The 26,107-nt window shown below is 71.3% G+C and carries 28 protein-coding genes; 5 read left to right on the top strand and 23 right to left on the bottom strand.

The genetic code is table 11. The features are described from left to right. Positions 1 to 30: 30 nt before the first annotated feature. The 5 genes from ACGFZQ_RS14260 to ACGFZQ_RS14240 form a co-directional block, all read right to left on the bottom strand. Positions 31 to 1,074 (bottom strand): Ldh family oxidoreductase, encoded by a 1,044-nt coding sequence (locus ACGFZQ_RS14260; RefSeq protein WP_393840593.1) that lies wholly within the window; start codon positions 1,072 to 1,074, stop codon positions 31 to 33. A 132-nt stretch (positions 1,075 to 1,206) separates the two neighbouring features. Beyond that, positions 1,207 to 2,907, bottom strand: a complete 1,701-nt coding sequence (locus ACGFZQ_RS14255) for a thiamine pyrophosphate-dependent enzyme (RefSeq protein WP_393840592.1) — start codon at positions 2,905 to 2,907, stop codon at positions 1,207 to 1,209. A 13-nt stretch (positions 2,908 to 2,920) separates the two neighbouring features. Then, positions 2,921 to 3,781 (bottom strand): amidohydrolase family protein, encoded by an 861-nt coding sequence (locus ACGFZQ_RS14250; protein ID WP_351736941.1) that lies wholly within the window; start codon positions 3,779 to 3,781, stop codon positions 2,921 to 2,923. 151 nt (positions 3,782 to 3,932) lie between these two features. After that, entirely contained in the window at positions 3,933 to 5,132 is a 1,200-nt protein-coding gene (lhgO, locus tag ACGFZQ_RS14245) for an L-2-hydroxyglutarate oxidase (protein ID WP_393840591.1), read from the bottom strand. A gap of 26 nt (positions 5,133 to 5,158) precedes the next feature. Then, positions 5,159 to 6,601 (bottom strand): aldehyde dehydrogenase family protein, encoded by a 1,443-nt coding sequence (locus tag ACGFZQ_RS14240; RefSeq protein WP_393840590.1) that lies wholly within the window; start codon positions 6,599 to 6,601, stop codon positions 5,159 to 5,161. Between the two features lie 180 nt (positions 6,602 to 6,781). Here ACGFZQ_RS14240 and ACGFZQ_RS14235 point away from each other — a divergent pair, with 180 nt between their 5' ends. Beyond that, on the top strand, positions 6,782 to 7,069 hold the full coding sequence (locus ACGFZQ_RS14235) for a putative quinol monooxygenase (protein WP_351736947.1): 288 nt from the start codon (positions 6,782 to 6,784) through the stop codon (positions 7,067 to 7,069). A gap of 125 nt (positions 7,070 to 7,194) precedes the next feature. On the opposite strand, the gene ACGFZQ_RS14230 is transcribed toward ACGFZQ_RS14235, so the two are convergent. The 9 genes from ACGFZQ_RS14230 to ACGFZQ_RS14190 all read right to left on the bottom strand — a co-directional run bounded on the left by ACGFZQ_RS14230 (position 7,195) and on the right by ACGFZQ_RS14190 (position 14,742). Then, a complete protein-coding gene (locus ACGFZQ_RS14230; RefSeq protein WP_393840589.1) occupies positions 7,195 to 8,199 on the bottom strand; it encodes a methionine synthase II (cobalamin-independent)-like protein in 1,005 nt (334 codons plus the stop codon). 4 nt (positions 8,200 to 8,203) lie between these two features. Continuing rightward, positions 8,204 to 8,662, bottom strand: coding sequence for a heme-binding protein (locus ACGFZQ_RS14225; protein ID WP_393840588.1), 459 nt, complete (start codon positions 8,660 to 8,662; stop codon positions 8,204 to 8,206). Continuing rightward, positions 8,659 to 9,462 (bottom strand): alpha/beta fold hydrolase, encoded by an 804-nt coding sequence (locus ACGFZQ_RS14220; protein WP_393840587.1) that lies wholly within the window; start codon positions 9,460 to 9,462, stop codon positions 8,659 to 8,661. Before ACGFZQ_RS14220 ends, ACGFZQ_RS14225 begins: the two co-directional genes overlap by 4 nt. A 25-nt stretch (positions 9,463 to 9,487) precedes the next feature. Next, positions 9,488 to 9,859 carry a VOC family protein gene (locus ACGFZQ_RS14215; protein ID WP_393840586.1) on the bottom strand — a complete coding sequence of 124 codons (372 nt, stop codon included), beginning with the start codon at positions 9,857 to 9,859 and terminating at the stop codon, positions 9,488 to 9,490. Then, positions 9,856 to 10,626 carry a fumarylacetoacetate hydrolase family protein gene (locus ACGFZQ_RS14210; protein ID WP_393840585.1) on the bottom strand — a complete coding sequence of 257 codons (771 nt, stop codon included), beginning with the start codon at positions 10,624 to 10,626 and terminating at the stop codon, positions 9,856 to 9,858. The genes ACGFZQ_RS14215 and ACGFZQ_RS14210 overlap by 4 nt, the downstream gene beginning before the upstream one ends. After that, positions 10,623 to 12,071, bottom strand: coding sequence for an NAD-dependent succinate-semialdehyde dehydrogenase (locus tag ACGFZQ_RS14205; RefSeq protein WP_393840584.1), 1,449 nt, complete (start codon positions 12,069 to 12,071; stop codon positions 10,623 to 10,625). Before ACGFZQ_RS14205 ends, ACGFZQ_RS14210 begins: the two co-directional genes overlap by 4 nt. Before the next feature lie 20 nt (positions 12,072 to 12,091). Continuing rightward, on the bottom strand, positions 12,092 to 13,012 hold the full coding sequence (locus tag ACGFZQ_RS14200) for a VOC family protein (protein WP_393840583.1): 921 nt from the start codon (positions 13,010 to 13,012) through the stop codon (positions 12,092 to 12,094). Positions 13,013 to 13,115: 103 nt separating this feature from the next. Then, positions 13,116 to 14,027, bottom strand: coding sequence for a LysR family transcriptional regulator (locus ACGFZQ_RS14195; protein ID WP_351736961.1), 912 nt, complete (start codon positions 14,025 to 14,027; stop codon positions 13,116 to 13,118). 133 nt (positions 14,028 to 14,160) lie between these two features. Beyond that, positions 14,161 to 14,742: a carboxymuconolactone decarboxylase family protein gene (locus ACGFZQ_RS14190; RefSeq protein ID WP_393840582.1), complete on the bottom strand. Its 582-nt coding sequence runs from the start codon at positions 14,740 to 14,742 to the stop codon at positions 14,161 to 14,163. Positions 14,743 to 14,925: 183 nt separating this feature from the next. Between ACGFZQ_RS14190 and ACGFZQ_RS14185 the strand changes: the two genes are divergently transcribed. From ACGFZQ_RS14185 to ACGFZQ_RS14175, 3 genes are all read left to right on the top strand, one after another. Then, positions 14,926 to 15,330 carry a cupin domain-containing protein gene (locus ACGFZQ_RS14185; RefSeq protein ID WP_351736963.1) on the top strand — a complete coding sequence of 135 codons (405 nt, stop codon included), beginning with the start codon at positions 14,926 to 14,928 and terminating at the stop codon, positions 15,328 to 15,330. A gap of 128 nt (positions 15,331 to 15,458) precedes the next feature. Further along, positions 15,459 to 15,878 carry an SH3 domain-containing protein gene (locus ACGFZQ_RS14180; protein WP_393840581.1) on the top strand — a complete coding sequence of 140 codons (420 nt, stop codon included), beginning with the start codon at positions 15,459 to 15,461 and terminating at the stop codon, positions 15,876 to 15,878. A 195-nt stretch (positions 15,879 to 16,073) separates the two neighbouring features. Further along, a complete protein-coding gene (locus ACGFZQ_RS14175; protein WP_393840580.1) occupies positions 16,074 to 16,841 on the top strand; it encodes an XRE family transcriptional regulator in 768 nt (255 codons plus the stop codon). A gap of 56 nt (positions 16,842 to 16,897) precedes the next feature. On the opposite strand, the gene ACGFZQ_RS14170 is transcribed toward ACGFZQ_RS14175, so the two are convergent. The 7 genes from ACGFZQ_RS14170 to ACGFZQ_RS14140 form a co-directional block, all read right to left on the bottom strand. After that, on the bottom strand, positions 16,898 to 18,223 hold the full coding sequence (locus tag ACGFZQ_RS14170; protein WP_393840579.1) for an MFS transporter: 1,326 nt from the start codon (positions 18,221 to 18,223) through the stop codon (positions 16,898 to 16,900). Positions 18,224 to 18,477: 254 nt separating this feature from the next. Further along, the gene (locus tag ACGFZQ_RS14165) at positions 18,478 to 19,428 is read right to left on the bottom strand and encodes a catechol 2,3-dioxygenase (RefSeq protein WP_393840578.1); all 951 of its coding nucleotides are present in this window, start codon (positions 19,426 to 19,428) and stop codon (positions 18,478 to 18,480) included. Continuing rightward, entirely contained in the window at positions 19,409 to 20,527 is a 1,119-nt protein-coding gene (locus ACGFZQ_RS14160; RefSeq protein ID WP_393840577.1) for a 4-oxalomesaconate tautomerase, read from the bottom strand. Before ACGFZQ_RS14160 ends, ACGFZQ_RS14165 begins: the two co-directional genes overlap by 20 nt. Further along, on the bottom strand, positions 20,524 to 21,228 hold the full coding sequence (locus ACGFZQ_RS14155) for a 4-carboxy-4-hydroxy-2-oxoadipate aldolase/oxaloacetate decarboxylase (RefSeq protein ID WP_393840576.1): 705 nt from the start codon (positions 21,226 to 21,228) through the stop codon (positions 20,524 to 20,526). The genes ACGFZQ_RS14160 and ACGFZQ_RS14155 overlap by 4 nt, the downstream gene beginning before the upstream one ends. After that, complete coding sequence (locus ACGFZQ_RS14150; protein ID WP_393840575.1) at positions 21,225 to 21,977, bottom strand: PIG-L deacetylase family protein; 753 nt, start codon at positions 21,975 to 21,977, stop codon at positions 21,225 to 21,227. The genes ACGFZQ_RS14155 and ACGFZQ_RS14150 overlap by 4 nt, the downstream gene beginning before the upstream one ends. A gap of 51 nt (positions 21,978 to 22,028) precedes the next feature. Next, positions 22,029 to 22,679 carry a GntR family transcriptional regulator gene (locus tag ACGFZQ_RS14145; protein WP_362577363.1) on the bottom strand — a complete coding sequence of 217 codons (651 nt, stop codon included), beginning with the start codon at positions 22,677 to 22,679 and terminating at the stop codon, positions 22,029 to 22,031. A 106-nt stretch (positions 22,680 to 22,785) separates the two neighbouring features. After that, positions 22,786 to 23,643, bottom strand: coding sequence for a LysR family transcriptional regulator (locus tag ACGFZQ_RS14140; protein WP_393840574.1), 858 nt, complete (start codon positions 23,641 to 23,643; stop codon positions 22,786 to 22,788). Positions 23,644 to 23,783: 140 nt separating this feature from the next. Here ACGFZQ_RS14140 and ACGFZQ_RS14135 point away from each other — a divergent pair, with 140 nt between their 5' ends. Then, on the top strand, positions 23,784 to 24,596 hold the full coding sequence (locus tag ACGFZQ_RS14135) for a DMT family transporter (protein WP_393840781.1): 813 nt from the start codon (positions 23,784 to 23,786) through the stop codon (positions 24,594 to 24,596). Positions 24,597 to 24,700: 104 nt separating this feature from the next. Here ACGFZQ_RS14135 and ACGFZQ_RS14130 read toward each other — a convergent pair whose 3' ends face one another. Continuing rightward, positions 24,701 to 25,861 (bottom strand): NAD(P)/FAD-dependent oxidoreductase, encoded by a 1,161-nt coding sequence (locus ACGFZQ_RS14130; RefSeq protein WP_393840573.1) that lies wholly within the window; start codon positions 25,859 to 25,861, stop codon positions 24,701 to 24,703. Next, entirely contained in the window at positions 25,858 to 26,055 is a 198-nt protein-coding gene (locus tag ACGFZQ_RS14125) for a ferredoxin (RefSeq protein WP_351711282.1), read from the bottom strand. Before ACGFZQ_RS14125 ends, ACGFZQ_RS14130 begins: the two co-directional genes overlap by 4 nt. Positions 26,056 to 26,107: the final 52 nt, after the last annotated feature.

Raw genomic sequence — 26,107 nt, 5'->3', positions numbered from 1 at the left:
CGGCAGGTGCTCGGCGCCGGCCGAAGAGCGTCAGACGGGCAGCGCCACGCCCAGCCTCTCGGCGTGCTCGGTCAGCTCCCGCCAGACCTTGGGGACCACCGGGACGCCCTTCCGTCCCCGCTCCTCCGCGACGGCCGCGCTGCGCTCCCCCGGGTAGAACACCCCGTCGGCACCGTCGGCCGCCGGCAGGCCCTTCAGGGTGCCGAGCGTGTCGTCCACCGCGCCGGCGAAGGCCTCCGGGTCGCCGAAAGCGGCCGGGTCCAGGGCGATGAGCAGGGCGTTCTGACGGTGCTTGCGGTCGCCCGCGTGGAAGGTCGCGAAGATCGGGGCGCCGACCAGCACGCTGGTCAGGAGTTCGAAGGCCAGGGACATGCCGGAGCCCTTCGCGCCGCCCAGCGGCAGCGGCATGACCGCCTGTTCCGGGTCGGTCGTAGGGGTACCGTCCGCCGTGGCGGCCGCGCCCTCGGGCAGCGGCGTGCCGCTCGCCCTGGCCTGGCGGATCTTGCCGAGGGCGATGGTGGCGGTGGCCATGTCCAGCAGCAGCGGGGCGTGTTCGCGGGCCGGTACGGCGATGGCGAGGGGGCTGGTGGCGACGGCCGCGCCCTTGACGCCGGTGTAGCCCATGTTGGGCATGCCGGCCACGAACCCGAGCCCGACCAGGCCCTGGTCGGCGATCCGGGACACGTAGTAGCCGATGGCGCCGGTGTGGACCGTGCGGCGGACTCCCACCGAGGCGATGCCGGTCTCGCGGGCCCGCCGAACCGCCTCGTCGGCGGCGGCGGTCAGGGCGACCGGACCGGGGGCACGGTCGGCGTCGAGGACGGCGGCGGCCGGTGCCGTGGACTCGACGGTGAGCCTCGGGTCGGCGTTGGCGACGCCCTTGGCGAGCAGGTCCAGGTAGGCGGGGACGCGCGCGGTGCCGTGCGAGTCGACGCCGCGCTGCGCGGCCCAGACGAACACGTCGGCGGTGGTACGGGCGTGCTCGGCGCTCAGACCGCCCTTCTCCAGCAGGGCGGCGGAGAAGGTGCGCAGGTCCTCGGCGGGCACCAGGATCTTGGGGGGTGTGTCGGGCATGGCGGCGAAAGCCTCCTGGGCTACAGCGCCCCGTCGGGGGCGCGGGACTGCATCGATCCGCGGCTACCGCCGCGCGGGCGCGACCGGCCACGGACGGCCGGCGGATGTCGAACGGCGCTTACCGCGGAGCGCTCATCGGGTGACGAGAACGTCGACCACGGCGGTCGTCCCCTCGGCCACGGCCTTCAGCGCGCGCTCCAGCGCGGGCGCGAGCGCCTGAGTCGTGTCCACGGTCTCGGTGTGCATGCCGAACGGCTCGGCGAACGCGGCGAGCCGGGGCAGCCGGTGCAGGTCGGTGCCCAGCCACTCGCCGGTGTCGGCGGCCGCCCCTTCGGGGTAGAAGCGGCGATGGTTGAGGTTCATCGACTTGTACACGCGGTTGTTGAACACCACGATCAGCAAGGGCAGTTCGTACGACTTCGAGGCGTCGTACGACGGGATCACCGGGTTGTAGGTGAAGGCGCCGTCGCCGACCGTGAGGACCACCGGCCTTTCCCTCGCGGCGAGTTTGACGCCGAGTGCGACGGCGATGCCCTGGCCGAGTCCGCCCTGGACGTAGAAGTAGGAGTCGGGACCAGTGATTTGGAGGTGGCGTTTGACCACCCGGCTGTGGGTGATCGTCTCGTCCACGACGATCGCGTCCTGCCCGTGCAGCAGCCTGCGCAGGGTGGCGGCGACCAGCACCGGGTCGACGCCGTCGGTCCCCTCGGCCCTGGCCTCGGCCGCGGCGATCGCCGACTGCTCGGCGGCGTGCCGTTCCTCCTGCGCGGCCCGGCGCACGTCGACCGCACGCTCGTCGAGATCCTTCGCCCGCTTGGCCAGCTGCCGCAGCGTGTTGGCGACGTTGCCTTCCAGGTACCTGTCGGCGAACAGCACTTGGTAGACCACGTGCGGGCGCTGCGGGACCTCGTCGATGACGACGACCTGCGCCTTGGCGGGGCGGCGGGACGGCGGGTAGAAGGGGGCCCGGCAGTTGACCAGGAGGATGAGGTCGGCCTCGTCCATCCACGGCCCGATGTCACTGCCGGCGTGCAGCGGATGGGTGCGCGGGAAGTTGCCGCACACCGCGGAGTCCGGCTCGACGACCGGGATGTTCCAGGCCTCGGCGAAGGCGACCAGGGCCTCGAAACCGCCCGCCTCGCGCCCCGCCGTCTCCGTGACGATCACCGGGTTGGCCGCCTCGCGGATCAGCTGGGCGACGGGGTCGACCTCTTCGGGCGAGCTGTGCGTGGAGCCCGGTGCGACGAGTGGCTTGGCCTCGCGGCCGTCCCACTCCTCGAGGAGGATCTCCAGCGGGATGTTCAGGTACGCCGGTCCGGCCGGTGCCCGCCAGGCCAGCTCGGCCGCCCGGGTGATCATGGTCGGCAGCGTGTGCACACTCGCCGCCTCGGTCGACCACTTGGTGAACGGCTGGGCGATGCCGTGCGGGCCGCCCACGATCGAGAGGTTGCGGTACCACTGGCCGCCCGGGTCGTGCCCGGGAGCGTCGCCGTAGGTCGTCGACTCCGAGGAGGCGACGACCATGGGCACGCCGGCCAGCAGCGCCCCGTGCACGGCCATCGAGCCCTGCAGAAGGCCCGGCGCCGCATGCAGCAGCACGCCCTGCGGACGGCGCCTGATCAGCCCGTAGCCGGTGGCCATGCCGGCGGCCACGGTCTCGTGCGTGAGGTCGAGGTACTCCGGCGCGGGTTCTCCGTCGCGGTGGCGGCGGGCCAGCGCCTCCCACACCGGGGCCCACTCGGACCCCGAGGAGCAGAAGAGGTAGTCGGCGCCGGCGGCGTTGAAGGCGGCGACGAGGGCGTCACCGCCGTCGGTTCCTGGAGTGTTGGTCATCGCCGGTGTTCCCTCAGCCCTCGATCGGCCAGTTCAGGACCTCGGAGATACCGCGGCCCAGGATCCATTCGAGCTCCTCGGGCGTGAAGTCCCAGTGCTTGGTGAACTGCTCGATCGTGTCGGTGTAGGTGATGCCGTGGCCGAGCAGCCGGGTGATGTCGGTGCCGTAGAAGCAGCGCTGCGGGCCCATCCTGTCGACCATCTCGCGCACGTACTTCTGGATGTTGTTGTTCGGGAAGGGCTGGGTGGAGTAGCCCGGCAGCGCCGACACCTTGACGTAGATGTTCGGGTGGACGTGCAGGTCGGCGGTCTCCTGGACCCAGTAGCCGATCGCGTCGTCGACACAGCGGGCCATGATGCCCATGTGGTCGATGATGATCTTCAGCTCGGGGTGCTTGGCGGCGATCTCGCCGAGCTCACGCTTCCAGATCGGGGCGTGCACCATGGTCGGGATGCGCAGCTCCTCGGCGACCGGCCAGTACCAGTCGTTGGTGCCGTCGATCATCCAGTTGCGGTCCTGCGGCCGGTGGAAGGTCAGCCTGGTGCCCTTGACGTGCGGGTTCTGGGCGAAGTCCTTGAGCATCGCCTTGCCCTCTTCGGGCTTGTTCTGCGGGATGCGGGCCATGATGCCGAACCGGTCCGGGTGTGCCTCGCAGGCCTCCAGGGCGTAGTCGATGCGGTCGCCCTCCCAGGACGGCGGCAGGATCAGCGCCCGGTTCACCCCGGCCTCGTCCATCAGCTCCAGGGCCTCCTCGTAGGAGAAGGGGTCCTCGCGGTGGCCGTTGAGCCGGATCCGCTCGCGGGCGCCGGGCACCCAGGGGCGGTCCGGGGTCTCTTCCTTCCAGATGTGGATCTGCGTGTCGACGACGAACATGGCGCGAACTCTTTCTCTCGGAGGGAGCTTGAGGTGCTGTGGAAGGAACGCTAGGCGGCCCGTGAGCTCTTGCGGAGATCCCGGAGCGCAAGCTGTTGTTGCGCGGAAGTGTGCTGTTCGCGGCGCATGTTCAGGTGCCGGAACAGATCGTTCAGGAGTCGCCGAACACGGCCGCGGTGATGTGTTCGGCGATCGCCATGGAGGCCGTGGCGGCCGGCGAGGGGGCGTTGCGTACGGCCGTGATCCGGCCGACCCGATGGATGCGGAAGTCGTCGACGAGCGTGCCGTCGCGGTCCAGGGCCTGGGCGCGTACGCCCGCTCCGCCGCGCACCACGTCACGGACGCCGACCTCCGGGACGTACCGCCGGGCGTCCTTCATGAAGGCGGCGGCGGAGAAGGAGCCGCGGTACTCCTTGACGCCGGTACGCCAGTGCTGGGCGGCCATCCGCCAGACCCCCGGGTAGGCGGCGAGCCCCAGAAGGTCCCGGGGCGAGACCCTGCTGCGCCGGTATCCCTCCTTGGCCAGGGCGAGGACGGCGTTGGGGCCGACCTCCACGGAGCCGTCGACGCGCGGGGTGAAGTGCACGCCGAGGAAGGGGTAACGGGGGTCGGGCACCGGGTAGATGAGGCCTCGCACCAGATCCGTCCGGTCCGGCTTCAGCAGCATGTACTCGCCGCGGAACGGGATGATCCGGGGCTCCTGACTGTCCTGCGCCAGCCGGGCGACGGAGTCGGACTGCAGGCCGGCGCAGAGGATCAGCCGGTCCACGCGGACGCGGTCCTGCCCGGAGGCCACCTCGATGCCGCCGGGCACAGTGGTGATCGAGGTGACCGGGAAGGCCAGCCGCACCTCACCGCCGGAGTCGGCGATGTCCTTCGCGAAGGCCCTGGCGACCGCCGGGTAGTCGGTGATCGCGGTGCGCGGGGAGTGCAGGGCCGCGATGCCGCCGGCGTGCGGCTCCAGCTCCTTGATCTCCTCGCGGGAGATCCTCCGCAGCTCCGGCACATGGTTGTTCCTGGCCCGCTGGTACAGGTTCGCCATCCGGCCCAGCTCGTCCTCGCGGACGGCCACCACCAGCTTGCCGATCTCCCGGTACGGCAGCTCCCGGTCCTGGCAGTACTCGCGCAGCAGCGCCACGCCCCGCACACACAGGTCGGCCTTGAGGCTGCCCGGTGTGTAGTAGATGCCCGCGTGCACCACACCGGAGTTGTGGCCGGTCTGGTGCCGGGAGACCTCCCGCTCCTTCTCGAACACCACGACCCGGGTGCCGGGGCGGCGCAGGGCGATCTCACGGGCCGTGGCGAGGCCCACGATGCCGGCGCCGACCACGCCGATCGTCTCGTCAGCCATCGGCGTCCTCCTCTCTCGTACGGTGCTCACGCGCCGAAGTGGACGGCCACCGTCTTGACGCGCGTGGAGAACCTCAGGACTTCCTCGCCCTGCTCCTTGTAGCCCGTGCCGGAGTCGTGGAATCCGCCGAACGGCAGGTGGACGTCCCAGCCGGTGGTCGTCGTGTTGACGGCGACCTGCCCGCACTCGGCCTCGTCGGCGAAGCGGTACGCCGCGGTGAGGTCGCGGGTGAACACGGCGGCGGCGAGCCCGAAGGCGGAGTCGTTGACCGCGTCGACGGCCGCGTCGAAGTCGTCGACCGCGCGGACGGCGAGGACCGGCCCGAAGACCTCCTCGCGCCAGACGGCCATCTCGGGGGTGACACCCGCGAGGACGGTGGGCTGGACGTAGCAGCCGTGGGGCCGTTCGGTGTCCGCCCGGCCGCCGGTGAGGACGGTCGCTCCCTGTTCGACCGCCCTGCCCAGATCGGCGAGGACGCTGTCGCGCTGCTTCGGGCTCGACAGCGGGCACAGGGTGGTCGCCGGGTCGCTGCCCGGACCGACCGTCAGCGCCGCCACCTCCGCGACCAGCAGGGCGACGAACTCGTCGTACACCGGCCGCTCGACGATCACCCGGCTGGTGGCGGTGCAGCGCTGCCCCGCCTGGCCGAAGGAAGCGGCCACGACGGCCTTCGCCGCGGCCGGCAGGGCGGCGTCGCGCAGCACCACCGAGGCGTTCTTGCCGCCGAGTTCGCCCTGGAAGCGGACGTTGCGGTCGGCCAGGCGGCGCCGGATGCGGTTGCCGACGGCGTTGGAGCCGGTGAAGGTGATGCCGGCGATCCGGGGGTCGTCGAGGAGCGCCTCCTCGATCTCGGCGGTCCGGCCGGTGACGACGTTGAGGACCCCGGCGGGCAGGCCCGCGTCGTGCAGGGCGCGGGCGAAGTGCAGGCCCGACAACGGTGTCTCGGTGGCCGGCTTGAACACGGCCGCGTTGCCGGTGGCCAGCAGCGGGGCGAGCTTGCGGGCCGGGGTGATCAGCGGGTCGTTCCAGGGGCTGATCACCAGGATCACACCGATCGGCTCGCGCTGGGTGTGCGTACGGTGGTGTGGGCGCACGTCGTGCAGGAGGGTGCCGTAGCCCTGGCGGGCCAGCCCGGCGTAGTACTCCAGGAAGTCGGCGGCCTTGAGGGTCTCGCCGGTCGCCTCGGCCAGGGTCTTGCCGTTCTCGGCGGTGACGTCGGCGGCGATCTCCTCGACGCGCTCCCGGATCAGCCGGGCGGCCTCGGTGAAGACCCGGGCCCGTTCGAAGGGGCTGGTGCGCTTCCAGGCGGCGAAGCCGCGCTCGGCGTGGTCGTAGGCGCGGGTGACGTCCTTGGCGGACAGGGCCGGGACCCGGGCGAGCGGGGTACGGACGTCGGCGGGGTCGTGGACGTCGATCCATTCGCCGGTCCTCGTCCACTCTCCGCCGGAGAGGGTTTCCAGGGTGCGCATGGAGATCACTTCCTTCGTCGTCCGCGGCTCCGCCGATGCGGGCCGGATGTGACAACACACCATGTGGGAGGGGGTCCACCAGCCCCGTGGGGGCAGGCATTGATTGCGCCGTGCGCGGGTCGGCGGGTGCATGATCCATGCTGGAATCGGCGGACCGGACACGTCCCTTGGAGGAACCGCATGGCATACACAGTCGTCGCCCACTACCGCTGCGCGCCCGCCGACGAGGCGACGGTGCGGGCCGCGCTGTTGAAGGCGCGGGAGGCCACCCGCACGGAGCCCGCGAACCTGATGTACGAGGTGCACGTGGTGGAGGGCGAGCCGGGTGGGTTCCTGCTGTACGAGCGGTATGTGGACCGGGAGGGGTTCGAGGCGCACAAGGCGGCCGAGCACTTCAAGGAGGTCGTTGTGGGGGTGGTGTGGCCGTTGCTCGTGGAGCGCACGGTGACTTTCGCGGAGGTGCTTTAGCGTCTGCGGGGCTGGTGTGGGATCAGGGGTGCGGGTTCGCTGTGGCTGGTCGCGCAGTTCCCCGCGCCCCTAAAAGAAAGGGGCGCTGCACGAGCGCCCCTTCAGGGGCGCGGGGAACTGCGCGCTCAGAACTCGTTGCCCCAGCAGTACCGGGCGATGGTCTCGACCAGTACCAGCTTGCGGCGTTGCTCCTCCACGCTCAGCAGCGGCCTGGACGCCACGTCCGCGAAGCCCCGCGACGGAGATACCGCCCCGTCCTCCAGGTCCTTGAACTCGCCGACCGCGTCGATGCGGGACATCACGGTGTCGATGTCCTCCAGTTCGGCGGTCGTCGCGTCGGCCACGCCCAGGCAGAAGTCGCGGTCGTCGGGCAGTGCCTTGACGAGGTCGAGTTCGGCCTGTGTGCCCTGGTCGAACGGGAGGATCCAGCGGTCGGCGGCGATGCCGGCGTACAGCCGCTCGGCGCGGGCCCGGTCCACCTCGGCCGGGGCCGCCCAGCCGGGGGCCACACCGATCCGTACGCCCTCGGGGCGCTCGTCCAGGCGTACCGCGCGCGCGTCCACGGCCAGCGCGTCCTCGAAGGACAGTGCGCCGGGGTCTCCCGGGTCGGTGCTCAACTGGTCGAGCAGGAGCGGGTTGTCGAGCTGGATCAGGCGGACGCCCCGCGCCACCAGCAGCCCGATCTCCGCCCGGACGATCTCCGCGAAGGCCTCGCCCAGGTCACGCGCCGAGGAGACACCGAGCCCCGGCTGGAAGGTGGTGGCCGCCAGGTACGCCGGGGAGGGCAGCGTGGCCTTCGGAGCGATCACCGTCAGTTCGGCGAGTTGGGCAGCCCGGTCGGCGAGCAGCGGGCCGTCGCCCTTGGGCAGCGACTCGGCGACCCAGCGCACCAGGCCGTCCGGGCCCACCTCGTCGGTACGGCGGAGGCCCGACACGCCGTCGAGGACCGCGCTGCGGAAGTCCTCGCGGGGGAAGTCGCCGTCGGTGACGACGGTGGAGCGCAGCCTGCGCTGGTAGGCGACCGCCTCCCGGACCGCCGCGTCGACGGCCACCGGGTCGGCGGTGGACAGGCCCGCCGGCCGGACCAGGCTGCCGTGGTGGTCGATGCGGTAGTTGAACGTGTCCGCCATGGTGTCAGTCCTTTCCGCCTGTGACGCCCCACGCGGCGAACTCCAGCTCGTAGCCGAGGTCCTTCAGGACCTCCTCGGCGATCCGCTGGTCCTCGTCCGCGGTGCCGCCGGCGATGCCGAGCCCGCCGATGATCTCGCCGTCCTTCTTGATGGTGACGCTGCCCTCGGCGGCCATGATCGGCAGGGCGGCGCCGGGGAGCTGGGAGAGCTGGGAGAAGAAGACCGGCTGGCTCTCCTGCCACTTCTTCAGCATGCGGCCGGGGCGCTGCATGACGGCGGCGGTGTAGGCCTTGGCGCGGGCGATGTCGGGGGTGAGCGGGCGGGCCCCGTCGGGGCGGCGGATGGCGACCGGGAAGCCGCCGGCGTCCACGACGGCGACGCTCACCGCCTTGCCGATCTCCCGGGCGCGCCGGTGGGCGGCGTCGATGATCTCCTCGGCGGCGGCCAGGGTGAGGCTGCTCATGCGGCTTCCTTAGGTGCGGTGAGGGTGCGGCGGAGCCGGGCGACGGCCGCGTTGTAGGGCTGGGGTGTCTCCCAGTACATGGAGTGCGGGGCGTCCGGGACGATCTCCAGGTGCGAGCCGGGCAGCAGCTCGTGGGCGCGGGTGACGGTCTTGACGCTGAGGACGGCGTCCTTCTCGCCCGCGAGGAAGGCGACCTTGACGCCGGAGGCCCGGATCTCCTCCAGGGAGGGGCCGTCGGTGTCGAGGTTGCGCAGGTCCTGCATCCTGGCGACGTTGAACGTGCCCATCTGCTGGAACAGGAAGGTGAGATCGGCGCGCTCCCGCTGGAACGTCCTGGTGAGCAGCCGGTCGATCACCGGCAGCTTCACCGCCTCGGCCCGGTCGGCGGCGGCCAGTTCCTTCAGCTCGGGGTGGCTGATGCCACCGAGGGAGTGGCCGAGGACGACCGAGGAGACCCGGCCGGGGCGCAGCAGACCGGCGCGCAGCGCGGCGACGGACCCGATGGACTGGCCGACCAGCATGGCGTCGGTGAGGTCCTCCCGGTCGAGGACGGCGACCACGTCTCCGGGGAAGTCCTGGGCGTCGAACTCGTCCTTGGACGAGTGCGGAGGGGTAGGGGCGTCGGACTTGCCGAAGCCGCGCAGGTCCACGGTGACGACCGTGAACTCCTCGCGCAGCGCGGCCACCTGCTGCCACCAGGCGGCGTGGTGACCGCCGCTGCCGTGCACGAACAGGATCGCCGGGCCGCTGCCGTGGCGCTCGTAGTAGATGGAGGTGCCGTCGGAGTCGGCGAAGGGCATGGGGTGAACTCCCGTACTGGCGCGGCTAGTTGGGGCGGCGGGCGTGGTAGACCAGCTCGATCATGGTGTGGTCGGGGTCGTGGATGTAGCAGAACTTGGACTGGTTCTCGGGGCGTTCGATCGGCCGGGTGTGCCGGATGCCCAGCTCCTTCAGGTGGGCGAGGAACTCGTCCCAGTCGTCGACCTCGACGGCGAAGTGGTAGGGCGCCATGCGCTCCATCTCTTCGACAGGCGTGAAGTGCAGGTCGAAGGCGCCCCGGGTCATGAGGACGACCCGTGTGTTGGACTTGGGCATGATGCGCTTCATCCCGAAGACCTTGGTGTACCAGGCGGCGGTCCGGTCGGGGTCGGTGGTGGGGAAGTTGACGTGGTGGATGTAACGGGGTTCCGCGCTCATGAGTGGTTCCCTTCCAGGTGTACGGGGTTGGACAGCACGCCGATGCCGCTGATCTCGATGTCCACGGTGTCGCCGGGCTCGATCTGGCAGGTGGACTCGGCGCCCATCCACAGCACGTCACCGGGGTGCAGGGTGATGTGCTTGGTGATCTCGACGATGTGGTCGTAGGGGTCGAAGACCATGTCTCCGGTCGGGAACGCGGCGCGGACCTCGCCGTTGACGCGCAGTGTGGTGGTCTGGGCGAGGGCGTCGACGTCGGTCTCGATCCAGGGGCCCATGGGCTTGAACGTGTCGCTGTTCTTGCTGCGCCAGAAGGTGCGGTCCTGGTGCTGCCAGGTGCGGGCGCTCACGTCGTTGCCGATGGTCCAGCCGAACACCGCCTTGCGGGCCTCGTCCCGGTCGGCGTACCGGAGCGTGCGCCCGATGACGGCGACGAGTTCGGGCTCGGCCTCGAACCGCCCGGTCACCCCGGCCGGCCTGACGATCGGCGAACGGTGGCCGGTGAGCGCGTTGTTGGCCCGGTAGCCGACCTCGGGACGGTCGGGTTTCGAGGCGCCGGCGTGTTCGATGTGCCGTGGGTAGTTGTAGCCGACAGCGTAGAACACACCGGGCAGGACAGGCGGCAGCCAGACGGCCTCAGCGACCGGAACGGTGCCGAGGACCTCGGGGTCGCCCTCCAGCGGCGAGCCGGAGAGGAGTTCGACGTCCGTCTCCGCCACCCGGCCCCACACCGCCCGGCCGTCCACGGACACGCGTGCGTACCTCATGGCGTCAGCAGGTGGGAGACGCGCTTGGTGACCAGGTAGGCGTCCAGCGCCTCCGGGCCGCCCTCCCGGCCGTACCCGCTGTCCTTGACCCCGCCGGAGGGCGCCTCGTGGACCGAGCCGCCGCAGTGGTTGAGGGAGAGGATGCCGGCCTCGAACCCGTCCGACAGCCGCTCGGCGGTCGCGGCCGACCTGGTGAAGCCGTAGGCGGCCAGGCCGTACGGCAGGGCGTTGGCGACGGCCAGGGCGTCGTCCAGGTCGCCGAAGGGCACGATCGGCGCGACGGGCCCGAACGGCTCCTCGGACATGAGCTCCGCGTCCGGCGGTACGTCGGTGAGGACGGTCGGCGCGAAGAAGTACCCGGGGCGGTCCGGGCGTTCGCCGCCGGTGAGCACGGTCGCCCCCTTGCGCACCGCGTCTGCGGTCAGCCGCTCGACCGACCGCAGCCGGCGCTCGTTGGCGAGCGGGCCCATGGTGGTGCCCTGGGCCAGGCCGTCGCCGACGACGACCGACTCGGCGGCCTTCACGAACTCGGCGGTGAAGTCCTCGACCAGGGACTCGTGGACGAGGAGACGGCTGGGCGAGGTGCACACCTGGCCCGCGTTGAAGAACTTGGCCTGCGCGGCGCGCCGGGCGGCCTGACCGGGGTCGGCGTCGGCGCAGACGATCACCGGGGCGTGGCCGCCGAGTTCCATCAGAGTGGGCTTCATGACCTTGCCGGTCTCGGCGGCGAGAAGCTTGCCGACGGGCACCGAGCCGGTGAAGGCGATCATCCGGGTGACCGGGGAGGCGATGAGGTGTGCGGAGACCTCGGCCGGCTCGCCGAAGACGAGGTTGAGCACCCCGGCCGGCAGACCCGCGTCCGCGTAGCACTCCACCAGCGCGGCGGCCGTCGCCGGGGTCTCCTCGGAGGCCTTGATGATCAGCGAGCAGCCCGCCGACAGCGCCGAGGAGATCTTGCGGTTGGGGCCGCCGACCGGGAAGTTCCACGGCACGAAGGCGGCGACGGGGCCGATGGGTTCGCGGCGGACGGTGAGGACCGTGCCGGGCGCGGACGGGATGATACGGCCGTACGCGCGGCGGGCGTCCTCGGTGTGCCAGCGCAGCGTCTCGGCGGTGCGCCTGGCCTCGCCGGTGGACTCTGCGAGGGTCTTGCCCTGCTCCAGGGTCATCACCCGGCCGATCTCGGCGGCGCGTTCGGCGATCAGGTCGGCGGCCCGGTCCAGGATCGCGGAGCGCCTGGCGACGGAGGTCGCGCGCCACACCCTGAAGCCCTCGGCGGCTGCTTCGAGTGCCCGGTCGAGGTCGCCGGCGGTCGCGAGGGGGACCTCGCCGATCGTCTCCTCGGTGGCGGGGTTGACGACGGGGGCGGTCCGTCCGGAGCCGCCCTGGCACCACTCGCCCGCAATGTACATGCGGACGGCGGGATAGCCGTGGTCGGTGGTCATGAAGGGGTGCCCTCTCAGGGTCAGGACGCGGTGGGGGCTTCCTGGTCGCGGTTGGTGCGCAGGGCCCAGATGTGGTGCGGCGGGGTCGTCTCGTGGACCCGGGTGCCGTAGTTCCCGTCGGCCCGGTCCATGTCGGCGGCGTACTCGACGCGGCCGCCGCACGGGGCGTGCAGGAAGCGGAAGACGTTGGAGCCGATGGTGTGCCGGCCGAGTCTGCGGGCCTCCCGCCAGCCGTGCTCGATCATGTGGTTGCCGCCCTCGATCACGTCGTCGAAGCCGGGCACCTCGTAGGCGATGTGGTTGATCCCCGCCTTGTCGGGCCGGTGGCACAGCAGCATGGTGTGCTGGTCGTCGTCGCCGGGGGCCTGCATGAAGACGCCCATGGGTTCGACCACGTCGGTCGGGCGGAAGCCGAGCCGGTCGACGTAGAAGCCGACGGCCTCCGCACGGCCCTGCTTCGGGATGTTCAGGGCGACATGGCACATGCGCAGCGGGCGGACCCGGGTGATCGGCTCCAGGGCGGTGTTCCAGCGGTTGACCGTGCCGAGCGTGTTGGCCGCGCGGGGCGTGAGGGGGGCCGGCCTGGGGCGGGCCAGGGTCAGGCCGACGCCGAAACCGGTCTCGTCCACGGTGTGGTGGACGCCGTCGGCGCTCTCGCGGACCTCGCGGTCCCGGGCCGCCGCAGTCACCAGCCGCTCCAGTTCCGCGGGCGTGTCGACGCCCCAGACGACCTCGCGCAGGGTGGGCCCGTCCTCGACCGGGGCCGGCAGCAGCGGTCCGGGCAGGGTGTCGAGGTGCAGGGTCTGTCCGGTGCGCGTCTCGAACACGGCGTGCTCGTCGGTCCGTTCCACCGGGAACAGCCCGAAGTCGTCGAAGAACCGGACGCAGGTGTCGAGGTCGTCGATGCCGTACGTGACCGATTCGATTCTCTGGATTCCCATGGATTCCTCGTTTCCAGGTCGCCTCGCGAGCGTAGATATCGGCCGGCGAGGGCCTCAATGGCCTGAGCTCTACGGAATGCGCAAGCGTTTCTTGCGGTCCCGGCTACGACCGGATCGTGGGAATCGGGTTCTGCGAGAACCACTCGGCGAGGAAGTCCAGGAACACGCTGATCTTGCGCGGGGTGTCCTGCCCGGGACCGTAGATCGCGTACAGCGGGCGGTCGGGTACGGCGAGGTCGGGCAGCAGCACCTGGAGGGCGCCGGAGACCAGGTCGTCGTAGGCCGGGCGCTGGGGCAGCAGGGCGATGCCGCGGCCGTGCACCGCCGCCTTCTGCAGCGCGATGTAGGAGTTGGACGAGAACGCGATGTTGCGGATCTTGTGCAGGGTGCTGGCGTGCCCGTGGCCGATCCGCCAGACCGGGTCGTTGAGATGGACCAGGCAGTCGTGGGCGGCGAGGTCGTTCGGGTGGGCGAGCGTGCCGCACCGCTCGACGTACTCCTCGGCGGCGCACAGCACGAACGGCAGCGACGCGATCTTCTTCAGCCGGACGCTGGAGTCCCTCAGGTCCCGGGTGTGGAACGCGACGTCGAATCCGCTGTCCAGGAAATCGTAGGTACGGTCGGACATCCCGCCGAGTTCGAACCGCACCTGGATTTTCGGATGGGCGGCCGAGAACGCGGCGATGGCGTCCCCGAGGTCGAGGCTGCCTATCCACTTGGGACAGATGACGCTGAGGGTGCCCTCGGGCCGGTCGTGGAGCTGGGCGATGCCGGCGTCCTCGGCATCGATCTCGTCGAGAATGCGCGCGGCGAACTCGGCGTACCGCTGGCCCGGCTCGGTCAGGCTCACGGAGCGGGCGGTGCGGTTGACCAGGCGGACACCGATCTGCCGCTCCAGTTCCGCCACATGCCGGGAGACCAGGGAGCCGGAGGAGCCGAGTTTCTTGGCGGCTCCGCTGAAACTGCCGACCTGGGCGACGGTGACGAAGCTGTGCATCAGGAGCAGGCGATCCATATTTTCCCTCCGAACGCGCGTGCGGCTCGCGCCGGTCACCCACACAAATCGAATGTCGGCAATTCTGTCAACAGCTCTTCTCTTAAAAGATCGGCCGCGTTTCTCATGGTCAGGCCCTGGATCAGGTCCTGGATCAGGCTCCGTCCGGGGTGATCCGGCCGTAGCCGCGGACGTCCGGGAACGGCGGCTCCCGGTCGGCCTGGAGGTCCACCTGGAAGGTGTTGAGGCACATGCCGAGCATGGTGAAGTTGCCGAGCGCGCCGATGGTGTCGACCAGCCCCTTGCAGCCGAAGTGGGCCAGCGCGCCGGCGAAGGTCTCGTCGGTGACGAAGTGCTCCTCCAGGACCTCCCGGCAGAACTGGTAGAAGGCCTGGTCGGCTTCGTCGTCGAAGACCACCGGACGCTTCTCGGCGATGGCCTTGACGGCGGCCTCCGGGATGCCGGCCTCGATCGCCTGGTGGACGTGGGCGTTCCAGGAGTACTGGGCGTCCCAGTTGCGGGCGGCCATCAGCAGGGTCAGTTCGCGCAGGTGCTTGGGCAGGCTGCAGTCGTACCGGGCGAAGGCGCCGAGCGATTCGGCGCGTTCGCACATCTCCGGGCTGTGCAGCCAGACCCGGAACGGGCCGCGGACGGCGCCGCGGCGGCCCGCGATCCGGGCGGCCAGCTCCTGCTGCCGCGGGTCCATGTCTTCTTCGCTGAGTACGGGGAGCCTCATGGGGGCCGGTACCTGCTTTCTCTCTCCGGCGGCCGTGGGATGCCAGGTGACGCTACAGCCGGATCCGGGCGGCTCACCCCTCCCGGAACGCAAGGTAAAACTGCACGCCAGGGGGCACCCGTTCGCGCGGACGCGGCCTAACGTCGGTCGGCGTACCGCATCGCAGTGGAGAGGAATCCCCGGATGACCACGATCATCAAGGCCGCGTCCGTGCCCCTGCTCGACCGGGGCGGCGCGGTCCTGTCGACGCCGCTGATCACCACGCCGTCGGCGGGTGGGGAGAACCTGATCACGAGCGGGATGAGCGTCTATCCGGTCGGCTCCGGGGCGCCGTTGCACTCGCACAACTGCGACGAGCACGTGACCGTCCTGGAGGGCGAGGCGGAGGTGTGGGTGGACGGCGAGGTGACCCGGCTGGAGCGGTTCGACACCACCTACGTCCCGTCCCCCGTCCCGCACCTGTTCCGCAACGTCGGCGACACCCCCCTGCGGATCCTGTGGGTGTACTCGTCGGGGTACGTCACCCGGACCTTCACGGAGACGGGAAAGACGGTCGAGCACCTCTCCGCCGACGACCAGATGGGCTGAGCCCCGTCCCCGGAAACGTCCCAGGCGTCCCGGGGCACGCGGGGACGACATGACGGCCCTCGGCCATGGCAATCCTCCGAATCGTGATCGCGCTTCGTGGTCACGAGCACGACAGCACGGAGGTTTCCATGTCCCGTCGGATCCTGAAGAGCGGCCTGCTGGCCACGGTCGCGGTGTTCGCGTTCCTGCCCACGGCCGGGGCCGCCACCGCGAGCGCCGCCACTCCGATCCCCGCACCGCAGGGAATCATCCAGTACTACAACTACACCACCCTGCCCGCCCCGGCGGTCGGCCGTCACCACCGGCACTACAGCTACCGCACCGTCGGCCGGGTGACCACGCACCACGTCCGGCTCAACGTCCGCTCCGGCCCGAGCACCCGCTACCGCGTGGTCGGCCACCGTCACAGCAAGCGGCTGGTCCCGGTGGCCTGCAAGACGTACGGCGGTTCGGTGCACGGCAACCACACCTGGTACCGGCTCCCGCACCGCAAGGGGTACGTCTCGGGCCACTACGTCCGGGTCGGCCACGCCGTTCCGTGGTGCTGACGGGTCCGTCGTCCCGCCGTACTCCCTGACCGCCGAGGCCTGTTCGGGAACCCGTTTCCGAACAGGCCTTCGGCATGCACCCCCTGATTGACCGTCTTCACACCTGTTCGCCGATTGCGGCCCCGGCACCCATGGGAAGCCATTCCGACAACAGGGGCGAAACGCCCATAGCGTAGTGAAGTCGAGGCACGCGACATGCGGCACTCCGAAGGAGCGACCACCACCCCACCCGACGAGTCGCCGGCGGCGAGCCTGCGCGAACTGAAGGAGCGTACGGGACTGAGCCTGGCGGCGCTGGCCGCCCGCACCCCGTACAGCAAGTCCGCCTGGCACCGCTATCTCACCGGCGCCAAACGGCCACCGCGCCCGGCCGTGGAGGCCCTGGCCCGGCTCGCGGGCGTCGATCCCGCGGCCGTACTGGCACTGTGCGAGGCCGCCGAGGAGCGGCCGGCCGCGGCTCCGGCACCGGAGCAGCCGCGGTCGCGGCGGTGGTGGCGGCTGCCGCTGACCGCCCTCGCGCTGCTCGCCGTGGCCGGGGTGACCGCGGCCGCCGTGACCGTGTCCGACCGGCGCGCCGCCCAGGGGACGCAGCCGGTGTCGGGGGCGCCGCGCTGCCACGGGCGGTCCTGTCAGGGCGAGTTGCCGGACGCCTCGGCGTGCGCGCGGGACGCGCAGACCAAGAGCAGGGTCACCGGCACTGCGTACGACGTCCGGCTGCGCTACTCCCCCACCTGCGGCACGGCCTGGTCCGAGGTGCGGCTGCACGCTCCGCACGCCCGGGAGGTCTCGGTCCGGGCCGGGCAGGACGTGCTCTCCGCGAGCTATCCCGCCGAGGACTCCGTCGGCTACACCAGCCCGATGCTCTCGGTGCCGACACCCCGGGGGGTGGAGGCGTGTGCGGAGGTCGGGGGGAAGCTGGCGTGCACCGGCCTTGAGGCCGAACCCGACGGTCTGGAGGAGTGAGAAGTGGCGCCGCGCCCGTGGAAGGAGCGCGGCGCCGGACCGGTCGGAGACACCGGTCAGTGGGCGGCGACCAGTTCCTCCTGGTCGTTGCTGCGCTGCGGCTGCCGGGCCGAGCGCAGGGCGGCGATGCCGATGAACACCATCGAGGAGACACCGGCCAGCGCGAAGGCGGTGAAGCCCCAGTCGCCGTTGCCCGCCGCGAGCAGTTGGCCGCCGAGCCAGGGGCCGAAGACGGCACCGAAGCGGCCCATGCCCGAGGTCCAGCCGACGGCGGTGGCCCGGTTGTCCGGGGTGGAGCGGATGGAGACGGTCGCGTAGATCATCGTCTGGGCGCTGTTGAGGAAGACGCCGGTGAGGAAGACGACCACCATGGTCACGCCGGTGGCCATGTGGATGCTGAGCAGGTAGACGCCGACGGCGGTCAGGGCGAACCAGATGGCGGAGATGCGCGGCGCGCCGAACCGGTCGGCGGCGCGGCCGGCGACCAGCATGCCCACGATGCCGCCGAGGTTGAAGACGACGACGAAGGTCAGGGCGCTGCCGAGTTCGTAGCCCTCGCCGCGCATCAGGGTGGGCAGCCAGGTGGCGACGCCGTAGACCAGCAGCAGACCGCCGAAGGAGGCCAGCCAGTACAGCAGGGTCTGGCTCCACTCGCCGCCGCGGAACAGGCCGAGCAGCGCGTCCCAGCGGTCGGCGGCGGTCTTCTTGCCGGTGACGGCGGGCAGTTCGACCTCGTAGCGGTCGGCCAGCGTGCGGGCCTCCTCGCCGCGGCCCTTGGCGACCAGGAAGCTCAGCGACTCCGGCAGGAACTTCAGCAGCACGGGCACGAAGAGCAGCGGGAGCACGCAGACCCAGAAGGCGGCGCGCCAGCCGACCGGCTCGACCAGCCACTTGGCGACGTAGGCGGAGAGGATGCCGCCCGCGTGGTGGGCGGTCATCAGCATGCCGATGGTGATCGCCACCCGGCCGCCCCTGGCGTAGTCCGAGACCATGCTGATCGCGGTCGGCAGCAGACCGCCGAGGCCGACGCCGGCCAGGGTGCGGCCGAGGCCGAAGACGGCGACGCTGCCCGAGACCGCGCAGATGCCGGAGGCCAGCGAGAACAGCGTGACGCAGCCGATCATCAGCTGCTTGCGGCCGATCCGGTCCGCGACCGTGCCCGCGGTCAGGGCGCCCACCAGCATGCCGAAGGTGGCGTAGGAGCCGAGGTCGCCGGCCTGGTCCGGGGTGAGGCCGAAGGTCTTGGTCTCCAGCAGGTGGGGCAGCACCGAGCCGTAGATGAACATGTCAAGGCCGTCGAAGAGCACGGCCAGCCAGCACAGGCCGACGACCAAGAAGGCCAGTTTGCCGCCGCGAGCGGACAGGGCGGGGGAGGAGGACATCTTTGTTTTCCTCTCGTCCAGGAGGCGTTCCCTGGAGGGGAAGCGGTGAAGGGGTCGCGCGGCTCGTGCGGCTGACCCGTGGTGCGTAGACGCTAAGGATCCGGACCCGGGAGTGTCAACGGTTTTGTCAACAATCTCAGCAACAATCCGGACACCGGCCGAGCACCCGGCGGACGGGGTAAACCCGCAGGTGGCAAAGGGGGTGGACGACGCACGGCAGCGCGTCGTCCACCCCCCTGATGGCCGGAAACGGGTCAGTCGACCGGCGGTGTCCCATGAGTGTGGAAGGACTCGATCGTCTTGAGACCCCATGCCTGCCCCTTGGCCCGCTCGGCCTCGGTCCAGGTGATCAGCGGCCAGTCGGGCGCCAGCACCAGCCTGGTGAGCGGGTTGCAGAGCTCGACGCGGTTGCCGCCCGGCTCGTAGACGTACAGGAAGAACGTCTGCTGGATGGCGTGCTTGTGCGGGCCGGTCTCGATGAACACGCCGGTGTCGATGGCGAGATCGGCCGCGCGCAGCACGTCCTCGCGGGTGTCGGTGGCGAAGGCGATGTGGTGCAGCCGCCCGGTCGAGCCCGTCCAGTCCGAGGTGTACACGACGTCGTACGACTTGTTCGTGAAGGTCAGCCAGCGGGCCGCGATCTTCCCGGTGTCGAGCCGGATCTGCTCGGTCGGCCGGGCGCCCAGCAGCTGCTCCTGGAACTCGGCGTTGGCGAGCACGTCGGCGGCCAGGAAGTTGATGTGGTCCAGGCGGCGCACGCCGACGCCCCGGTTGGGCTTGGCCTGCGGCTGGTTCTTCAGCGCGGGCCTGAGCCCTTCGGGGGCCTGATAGTGCTCGCTCTCCCAGTAGAGGGCGTGCTCGTGGCCGTCCGGGTCCGTGGTGACGTAGAGCTTGCCGAGGCCGGGCTCGTCCTCGGCCCAGTGGCCGGTGCCGCCCGCCTCCTCGACCGCCCTGACACGACGGTTGAGGGCCTCCTCGCTGGAGGTGCGCAGGGCGATCCGGCCGAGCCCGGGCCGGTCGCGGGCGGTGAGGACCAGGCTGTGGTGCTCGTAGTCGTCGAAGGTGCGCAGATAGACCGTGTCGCCGTCGCGGCCGTTGACGGTCAGGCCGAGGTAGTCGGTGAAGAAGGCGACGCTGGCGTCCAGGTCCGGGGTGAACAGCTGGGCGTGGCCGATATGGGCGATGTCACCGAGGGGCGGAGCCATCGTTGCCTCCTTGGGGCTGTACGGGGATGGCGGCGGCGCGGGGGAAGACCGTGCCGTCGAAGATCTTGCGGGCGGTGCGGACGACCGCGGTGCGGCGGGCGGCCGGCGGGGAGCCGTCGGACCCGGGGTCGACGCTGGTGTCGATCTCCAGGAATCCGGTGGGGTGTTCGATGCGGATCCGGTCACCGTGCTCCGGGAGCCGGGCGATGCCCTCCCCCACGCTGCCGGGCAGCCTGAGGCCGGCGGCCACGCTCGCGGCGCCGAGGACGCCGATCGAGGTGTGGCAGCGCACCGGGATGAAGGTCCGGGTGGTGACCGCGCCGCCGTCGCGGGGCGGGGCGAGCAGGCTGAGCTTGGGCACGGTGGCGGTCTCGACGTCGCCGAGGCCCATCAGCTTCCCCGCGGCCAGCCGGATCTCGTGCAGCCGGTCGGCCAGGGCCAGGTCCTCCTCCAGGTCCTTGGGCGTCTCGTACCCGGTGACCCCGAGGTCGCGCGCGGCGACGAGCACGGTCGGCATGCCGTTGTCCACACAGGTGACCGTCGTACCGGCCACGGTGTCGCGGACGTTGCCGGTGGGCAGCAGCGGGCTCTGGCCGGCCGGGAACTCGATCACCACCGGGGCCGCCGTGCCGGGCACGCCGGAGATCTCGGCGTCCCCGCTGTAGTCCACCCGCCCACCGGGCGTCAGGAAAGCGGCGATGGCCAGTTCTCCCGTGTTGAGCATGCGAATCCGTACGGAGGTCTCCCCGCCACCGGGGGCCACGAGCCCCCGTTCCACGGCGAACGGGCCGACTCCGGCGAGGATGTTGCCGCAGTTCTGACGGTCGGTCACTTCCCGCCGGTCGACGGCGACTTGGAGGAAGAGGTAGTCGACGTCCGCCTCGGGATCGGCGGACGGCGCGATCACGGCGACCTTGCTGGTGAGGGGGTGCGCCCCGCCCAGGCCGTCGATCTGGCGCGGGTCGGGGCTGCCCATCACCCGCAGCAGCAGGTCGTCGCGGACGGCGGGGTCGGCGGGCAGGTCCTCGGCCAGGAAGTAGGCGCCCTTGGAGGTGCCGCCGCGCATCAGCATGCAGCGCACCTCCGCGGGCCCGGTCACGGGGCGGACTCCTCGTACTCCTGGTACGTCTTGTACTCGACGCCGAGCCGTTTCAGGGTGTCCCGCAGTCCGTAGCGGTCCAGGCCGAGCTGGCCCTCGACGAACGCGGCGCGGGTCGCGGCCTCCTTGGCCTCCCGGGCCTCGGACTTCTCGGCCGTCTCACGGACCCGCTCCCGGGGTACGACCACGACACCGTCGTCGTCCGCGAGAATCACGTCACCCGGGTTGATCACCTGGCCGTCGATGGCGATCGGCACGTTGACCGAGCCACCGGTGGCCTTGACCGTGCCCTGCGAGGAGACCGCCCGGGACCAGCCGGCGAAGCCCATGTCCCGCAGCTCCTGGGTGTCGCGGATCCCCGTGTTGAGGACGACCCCGCGCACCCCGCGCTGCCGCAGCGCGGTCGCGAACAGCTCGCCGAACAGACCGTCCGTGCAGGGCGAGGTGGTGGTGACCACCAGGATGTCGCCCTCGCCGCACTGCTCGACGGCCGCGTGGATCATGAGGTTGTCGCCGGGCCAGCTGAGCACGGTGACGGCCGTGCCCGCGACCCGCACGCCCTGCTGGACGGGCCGGATCCCCGGACCCAGCAGGCCGGTTCGCCCCATCGCCTCGCTGACGGTGGCCACGCCGAAGCCGGCCAGGGCATCGACGTCCTTGAGGCTCGCCTTCGGCGGATTGGTGACGATCACGCCGCTCACGCCAGCTCCTTCGCGATCTGCGGAAACGGCCGCATGAACGCCTCGGCCATGGTGTTGTGCGCCAGGCCCAGGTTCGGGCCGGCGTTCCGCTTGAGCTGGACGCCCCGGCGGACGGCGAGGTCGGTGTAGTAGGCCCACAGGTGCTGCTGGGCGCCGAGGCACTCCATCGCCTTGCGCTTGGTGTCCCAGACCTCGGTGATGTCCAGGAGGACCTCGGGCCGGAAACCGCTCATCTCGGGCTGGTGCGGCTCGAAGTAGAAGACCGGCGGGGCGCCGATGATGTCGCCCGCGCCCGGGTAGCCGATGGCCTGGGCGAGGATACGCGCCTCCAGTGCCATCCGGTTGGCGGCCGGGTGGTCGCCGTTGTAGGGGTCCTCGACGGGGTGGGTGAGCACGACGTCGGGCTGGGTCTCGCGGTAGACGGCGACCAGCTGGTCGGTCAGCTCTCCGGTGGCCACCAGCGGGTAGTCGCCGGCGTCGAAGAAGCGGACCTCGGCGCCGAGAGCGGCGGCGGCCTTCTCCGCCTCCTCCCGGCGTATCGCCTTGATCTCCTCGAGGTTCTTGCCCTCGCGCCACGCCTTGGCGGACTCACCGCGCTCGCCGAAGGTCAGACACGCGATGGTGACCTTCTCGCCCCGGGACGCGGCCAGGGCGATGGCTCCGCCCGCCCGCCACACGAAGTCCCCGGCGTGCGCGGTGACGACCAGGGTGGATCGTGGTGGGGTGACAGGCGCGTTGGCGTGCGTCATTGCAGAAATCTCCTTGGTGGACAGGTGTGCGCCCACCCAGCCCCGGGCGTCTCAGTCGCTCAGCGCGTCGATCACGCTCGTGAGGTGGGCGCGGACGGCCGCCTCGGCCGCCTGCGGGTCCCTGGCCCTGATCGCCTCGATCATCGCCAGATGCTCGTTCAGGGATTGCTGCGGACGCCCCGGGCGCAGCGCCAACTGGAAGCGGTGCCGCACCAGTTGGGCATTGAGCCGCTCCAGCAGCTGCACGGCGGTCTGCTGGCCGGAGATCTCCCGGATCTTGTCGTGCAGGCCGTGGTTGAGCTCGGAGTAGGTGACCGGTTCGCCGTCCGCGACGGCCTTGGTCATGGCCGCCCCGAGGTCCGCGAGTTCGGTGAGGTGCTCGTCGCTGGCCGCGACGGCCGCCTTCGCCGCGCACAGCCCTTCCAGGACCATGCGGCACTCCGTGATCGCGACCGCCTCCTCGACGGTCACCACCCGCACCCGCGAGCCGCGGTTGCGGATCCGCTCGACCAGTCCCTGGGCCTCCAGATCGATCAGTGCCGCACGGATGCTGGCCCGCGTCACACCGAACTCCTCGGCGAGTTCGTTCTCCACCAGCCGCTGGGCCGGGGCCATCTCGCCGTGCAGGATCGCCTGCCGCAACAGCGCGAGCGCATGCTGCTTGGCCTGCTCTCCGGTGCTCGGACGGGCTTCTTTCGGCATCGTTTGCCCTCCCTGAGTGAGTGCCTGTCGAACGTAAATCTAGCCAAACAAGATTGTCAACAATTTTGTCTGCCGTATTGCCGGGACGACCCGTCGCCCCGCACGCTCAGCCGGTGCGGTACAGCTCGCTGAGCAGTTCGAGAACGGCCTGGCGCGCCGGATGCGGATCGTCCCGCCACCAGGCCAGCCGGACGGCGACCGGTTCGGCGTCCCGCACCGGCCGGTAGACGATGCCGGGCCGCGGATACTGGTTGGCGGTCGACTCCGCGGTCACGCCGACACCGCGCCCGGCGGCGATCTCGCTGAGCCAGTCGTCGACCGAGTGCGTCTCCTCGACGGTCGGGCGGGACGGCGCCGGCCACAGCTCGGGAGTGGTGGTGCCGGTGCGCCGGTCGGTCAGGACGGTCCGGTCGGTGAGATCGGCGAGCCGTACGGACCGGCGCCGGGCCAGCGGATCGTCGGCGGCCAGCGCGCACAGCCGCCGTTCCAGCCCCACGATCGCCGTGTCGAACCGCCGGTCCTCAAGGGGCCGCCGCACCACCGCGAGATCACAGGCTCCTTCACCGAGCCCGGCGGAGGCCGTGTTCACCCGGACGAGATGCAGATCGCTCCCGGGGTGCGCGGCCGTCCAGTTCCGCTGGAAGGCCACGGTGTGCCGGCCCACCGCCGACCAGGCGTAGCCGATCCGCAGCCGGGTGTGCCCCGAACCGGCCTCCTGGACCAGGTCGGCGACGGCCGCGAGCACCCGCCGGGCCCGCTCCACCACCCGCAGCCCGCTCGCCGTCGGCGTCACCTCACGCGAGGTGCGCCGCAACAGCCGTACGCCCAGGGCCCGTTCGAGCCCCGCGAGGGTCCGGGACACCGCGGCCTGGGACACCCCCAGGGCGATCGCCGCGTCGGTGAAGGTGCCTTCCTCGACGATGGCGACCAGACAGCGCAGCTGCCGCAGTTCGACCTCATCCATACGGCAAGCGTATAGATCCCGGAGCCCATGCATTTTGCGCAACGCCTGGCCGGGCGGACTCTGCTGTCATGCGACGAGTCCTGGCACGCCCGGCCCCCTCGGCCGCGGCCCCCGCCGCCGAGCCGGGGCGGCGGGCCGGCGTGGCGACCATGTTCGGCAGCGGCCTGTCCAACCAGACCGGCGCGGCGATCGGCGCCCTGGCTTTCCCGGTCCTCGGCCCGCTCGGTGTGGTGGCCGTACGGCAGTACGTGGCCGCGCTCGTCCTGGTGGCCGTCGGCCGCCCCCGGCTGCGCGCCTTCACCTGGCGGCAGTGGTGGCCGGTGCTGCTGCTGGCGGCGGTCTTCGGCACGATGAACCTGACCCTGTACACCGCGATCGACCGCGTCGGCCTGGGTCTGGCGGTCACCCTGGAGTTCCTGGGCCCGCTCACCATCGCCCTGGCCGCGTCCCGCCGCCGACTGGACGCGGGGTGCGCGGCGCTGGCGGCGGCCGGGGTGGTGGTGCTGATGCGCCCCCAGCCGTCGACGGACTACCTGGGGATGGGCCTGGGCCTGATCGCCGCGGGCTGCTGGGCGTCGTACATCCTGCTGAACGGGGTGGTGGGGCGGCGGATACCGGGGGCGCAGGGATCGGCGGCGGCCGCGTCCGTATCGGCACTGACGTTCCTGCCGATCGGAGTCGTGGTGGCGCTGCGGCACCCGCCGACGACCGGGGCCGTCCTGTGCGCGGTGACGGCCGGCATCCTGTCGTCGGCGGTGCCGTACCTGGCCGACCTCCTGACCCTGCGCAAGGTCCCGGCCCAGACGTTCGGCCTCTTCATGAGCGTCAACCCGGTCCTGGCAGCGGTGGTCGGCTGGGTCGTACTGAGGCAGAGCCTGGGGGTGGCGGAGTGGGCGGCAATCAGCGCGGTGGTCGCCGCCAACGCGGTCAGCATCACAAGGAGGACCCGCTGAGGCGCCCCTTGGGGGCGCTGGGCTGTGTCCATATGCGGCTCCGCCGCGTGGGCGCGGACCTGCCCCCACCTGCCCGCAGCCCGCCCACTACCGAAACCGCCCCTTCAGTTCACGGCCTCCCCCCACCCCGCTCCGACCGCAATAGCCTGCCGCCACCCCCGAAGCACCTTCGGCGGCACCCCCACCGCGAGCACCCCGCTCAGCCGCTCCCCGGTCCGGTACGCGGCGACGAACCGCCCCTCCTCCAACTCCCCCTCCACGAGCCGTACTTCGTCGTGGTCCCGCAGATACCCGTACGCCTGGATCTTCATGTCGTACTGGTCCGACCAGAAGTACGGCACCGGCGCGAACGGCTTGCGCGCCTCGGGGTTGAGGAGATTGCGCGCGGCGGCCATCCCCTGCTCCGCCGCGTTCGTCCGGTGCTCGATCCGCATCGACACCCCGAACAGCGGGTTGTACCAGCGGGCGACGTCACCGGCCGCGTACACGTCCTTCGCGGCCTCGCAGTACTCGTCGCAGATCACCCCGTCGCCCACGGAGAGCCCGGTCCCGGCCAGCCACTCGACGTTCGGCAGCGAGCCGACCGCGACCAGTACCTCGTCGGCGTCGATCGTCTCCCCGTCGGCGAGCCGCACCCCGTCCTCGGTCACCTCCGTGACGGAGACACCGGTCCGCAGGTCCACCCCGCGCTGGAGATGGGCCCGGGTCAGCACCCGCCCCACCTCCTCACCGACCGCGTGCGCGAGCGGTACCGGCGCCGGTTCCAGAAGGGTGACCTGCGCACCGAGCTTCCAGGCCACGGCGGCGGCCTCGGCACCGAGGAACCCGGCACCGACCACCACCAGCCGCTGCCCCGGCCCGATCCGCTCCCGCAGGGTCAGCGCGTCGTCGAGGGTGCGCAGCACGTGCGCGCCCTCCCCGGGCAGCCGGCGCGGCCGTACGCCCGTGGCGACGATCAGCCCGTCGTACGGCAGCAGGGACCCGTCGGCCAGACGTACCGTACGGTCCGCCACGTCCAGCCCGGTCGCTGTCGCCCCGAGCCGCAACTCCAGTCCCAGGGAGTCCAGTTCGGTCGGCGCCCGCAGTACCACCCGCTCCGTCGCCCACTCGGCCGACAGCACCTGCTTGGACAGCGGCGGCCGGTCGTACGGCGGATGGAGTTCGTCGCCGACGAGGGTGAGCGTGCCGTCGTAGCCCTCACGGCGGAGCGTCTCGACCGCCGCGAGGCCCGCGGCCGAGGCGCCGACGACCACGATCCGGTTCATCGCTCCACCAGTCGGATGGCGGCGGCGGGGCAGACCGCCACGGCCTCGCGGACGTCGTCGAGGATCTCCTCGGCGGGCTTCTCGTCCAGCACGAAGGCGATACCGTCCTCGTCCCGCTGGTCGAAGACCTCGGGGGCGACGAGCACGCACTGCCCGGATGCGACGCACTTCGGTTCGTCCAGTTCGACATGCATGACGTTCTCCTTTGCTCCTCTTGCTCTTGTTGCTCTTGTTGCTCTTGTTGCT

Origin of the sequence: Streptomyces sp. NPDC048254, assembly GCF_043201895.1 — a bacterium.
Lineage (GTDB): Bacteria > Actinomycetota > Actinomycetes > Streptomycetales > Streptomycetaceae > Streptomyces.
Note: the sequence above shows the minus strand (reverse complement) of the source record. Positions and strands in the feature narration are given on the sequence as shown.

Bases quoted from the DNA above. Each gene is read 5' to 3' on its own strand.
- ACGFZQ_RS14260 (WP_393840593.1), bottom strand. From the start codon at position 1,074: ATGCCCGACACACCCCCCAAGATCCTGGTGCCCGCCGAGGACCTGCGC.
- ACGFZQ_RS14255 (WP_393840592.1), bottom strand. From the start codon at position 2,907: ATGACCAACACTCCAGGAACCGACGGCGGTGACGCCCTCGTCGCCGCC.
- ACGFZQ_RS14250 (WP_351736941.1), bottom strand. From the start codon at position 3,781: ATGTTCGTCGTCGACACGCAGATCCACATCTGGAAGGAAGAGACCCCG.
- lhgO (WP_393840591.1), bottom strand. From the start codon at position 5,132: ATGGCTGACGAGACGATCGGCGTGGTCGGCGCCGGCATCGTGGGCCTC.
- ACGFZQ_RS14240 (WP_393840590.1), bottom strand. From the start codon at position 6,601: ATGCGCACCCTGGAAACCCTCTCCGGCGGAGAGTGGACGAGGACCGGC.
- ACGFZQ_RS14235 (WP_351736947.1), top strand. From the start codon at position 6,782: ATGGCATACACAGTCGTCGCCCACTACCGCTGCGCGCCCGCCGACGAG.
- ACGFZQ_RS14230 (WP_393840589.1), bottom strand. From the start codon at position 8,199: ATGGCGGACACGTTCAACTACCGCATCGACCACCACGGCAGCCTGGTC.
- ACGFZQ_RS14225 (WP_393840588.1), bottom strand. From the start codon at position 8,662: ATGAGCAGCCTCACCCTGGCCGCCGCCGAGGAGATCATCGACGCCGCC.
- ACGFZQ_RS14220 (WP_393840587.1), bottom strand. From the start codon at position 9,462: ATGCCCTTCGCCGACTCCGACGGCACCTCCATCTACTACGAGCGCCAC.
- ACGFZQ_RS14215 (WP_393840586.1), bottom strand. From the start codon at position 9,859: ATGAGCGCGGAACCCCGTTACATCCACCACGTCAACTTCCCCACCACC.
- ACGFZQ_RS14210 (WP_393840585.1), bottom strand. From the start codon at position 10,626: ATGAGGTACGCACGCGTGTCCGTGGACGGCCGGGCGGTGTGGGGCCGG.
- ACGFZQ_RS14205 (WP_393840584.1), bottom strand. From the start codon at position 12,071: ATGACCACCGACCACGGCTATCCCGCCGTCCGCATGTACATTGCGGGC.
- ACGFZQ_RS14200 (WP_393840583.1), bottom strand. From the start codon at position 13,012: ATGGGAATCCAGAGAATCGAATCGGTCACGTACGGCATCGACGACCTC.
- ACGFZQ_RS14195 (WP_351736961.1), bottom strand. From the start codon at position 14,027: ATGGATCGCCTGCTCCTGATGCACAGCTTCGTCACCGTCGCCCAGGTC.
- ACGFZQ_RS14190 (WP_393840582.1), bottom strand. From the start codon at position 14,742: ATGAGGCTCCCCGTACTCAGCGAAGAAGACATGGACCCGCGGCAGCAG.
- ACGFZQ_RS14185 (WP_351736963.1), top strand. From the start codon at position 14,926: ATGACCACGATCATCAAGGCCGCGTCCGTGCCCCTGCTCGACCGGGGC.
- ACGFZQ_RS14180 (WP_393840581.1), top strand. From the start codon at position 15,459: ATGTCCCGTCGGATCCTGAAGAGCGGCCTGCTGGCCACGGTCGCGGTG.
- ACGFZQ_RS14175 (WP_393840580.1), top strand. From the start codon at position 16,074: ATGCGGCACTCCGAAGGAGCGACCACCACCCCACCCGACGAGTCGCCG.
- ACGFZQ_RS14170 (WP_393840579.1), bottom strand. From the start codon at position 18,223: ATGTCCTCCTCCCCCGCCCTGTCCGCTCGCGGCGGCAAACTGGCCTTC.
- ACGFZQ_RS14165 (WP_393840578.1), bottom strand. From the start codon at position 19,428: ATGGCTCCGCCCCTCGGTGACATCGCCCATATCGGCCACGCCCAGCTG.
- ACGFZQ_RS14150 (WP_393840575.1), bottom strand. From the start codon at position 21,977: ATGACGCACGCCAACGCGCCTGTCACCCCACCACGATCCACCCTGGTC.
- ACGFZQ_RS14145 (WP_362577363.1), bottom strand. From the start codon at position 22,679: ATGCCGAAAGAAGCCCGTCCGAGCACCGGAGAGCAGGCCAAGCAGCAT.
- ACGFZQ_RS14140 (WP_393840574.1), bottom strand. From the start codon at position 23,643: ATGGATGAGGTCGAACTGCGGCAGCTGCGCTGTCTGGTCGCCATCGTC.
- ACGFZQ_RS14130 (WP_393840573.1), bottom strand. From the start codon at position 25,861: ATGAACCGGATCGTGGTCGTCGGCGCCTCGGCCGCGGGCCTCGCGGCG.
- ACGFZQ_RS14125 (WP_351711282.1), bottom strand. From the start codon at position 26,055: ATGCATGTCGAACTGGACGAACCGAAGTGCGTCGCATCCGGGCAGTGC.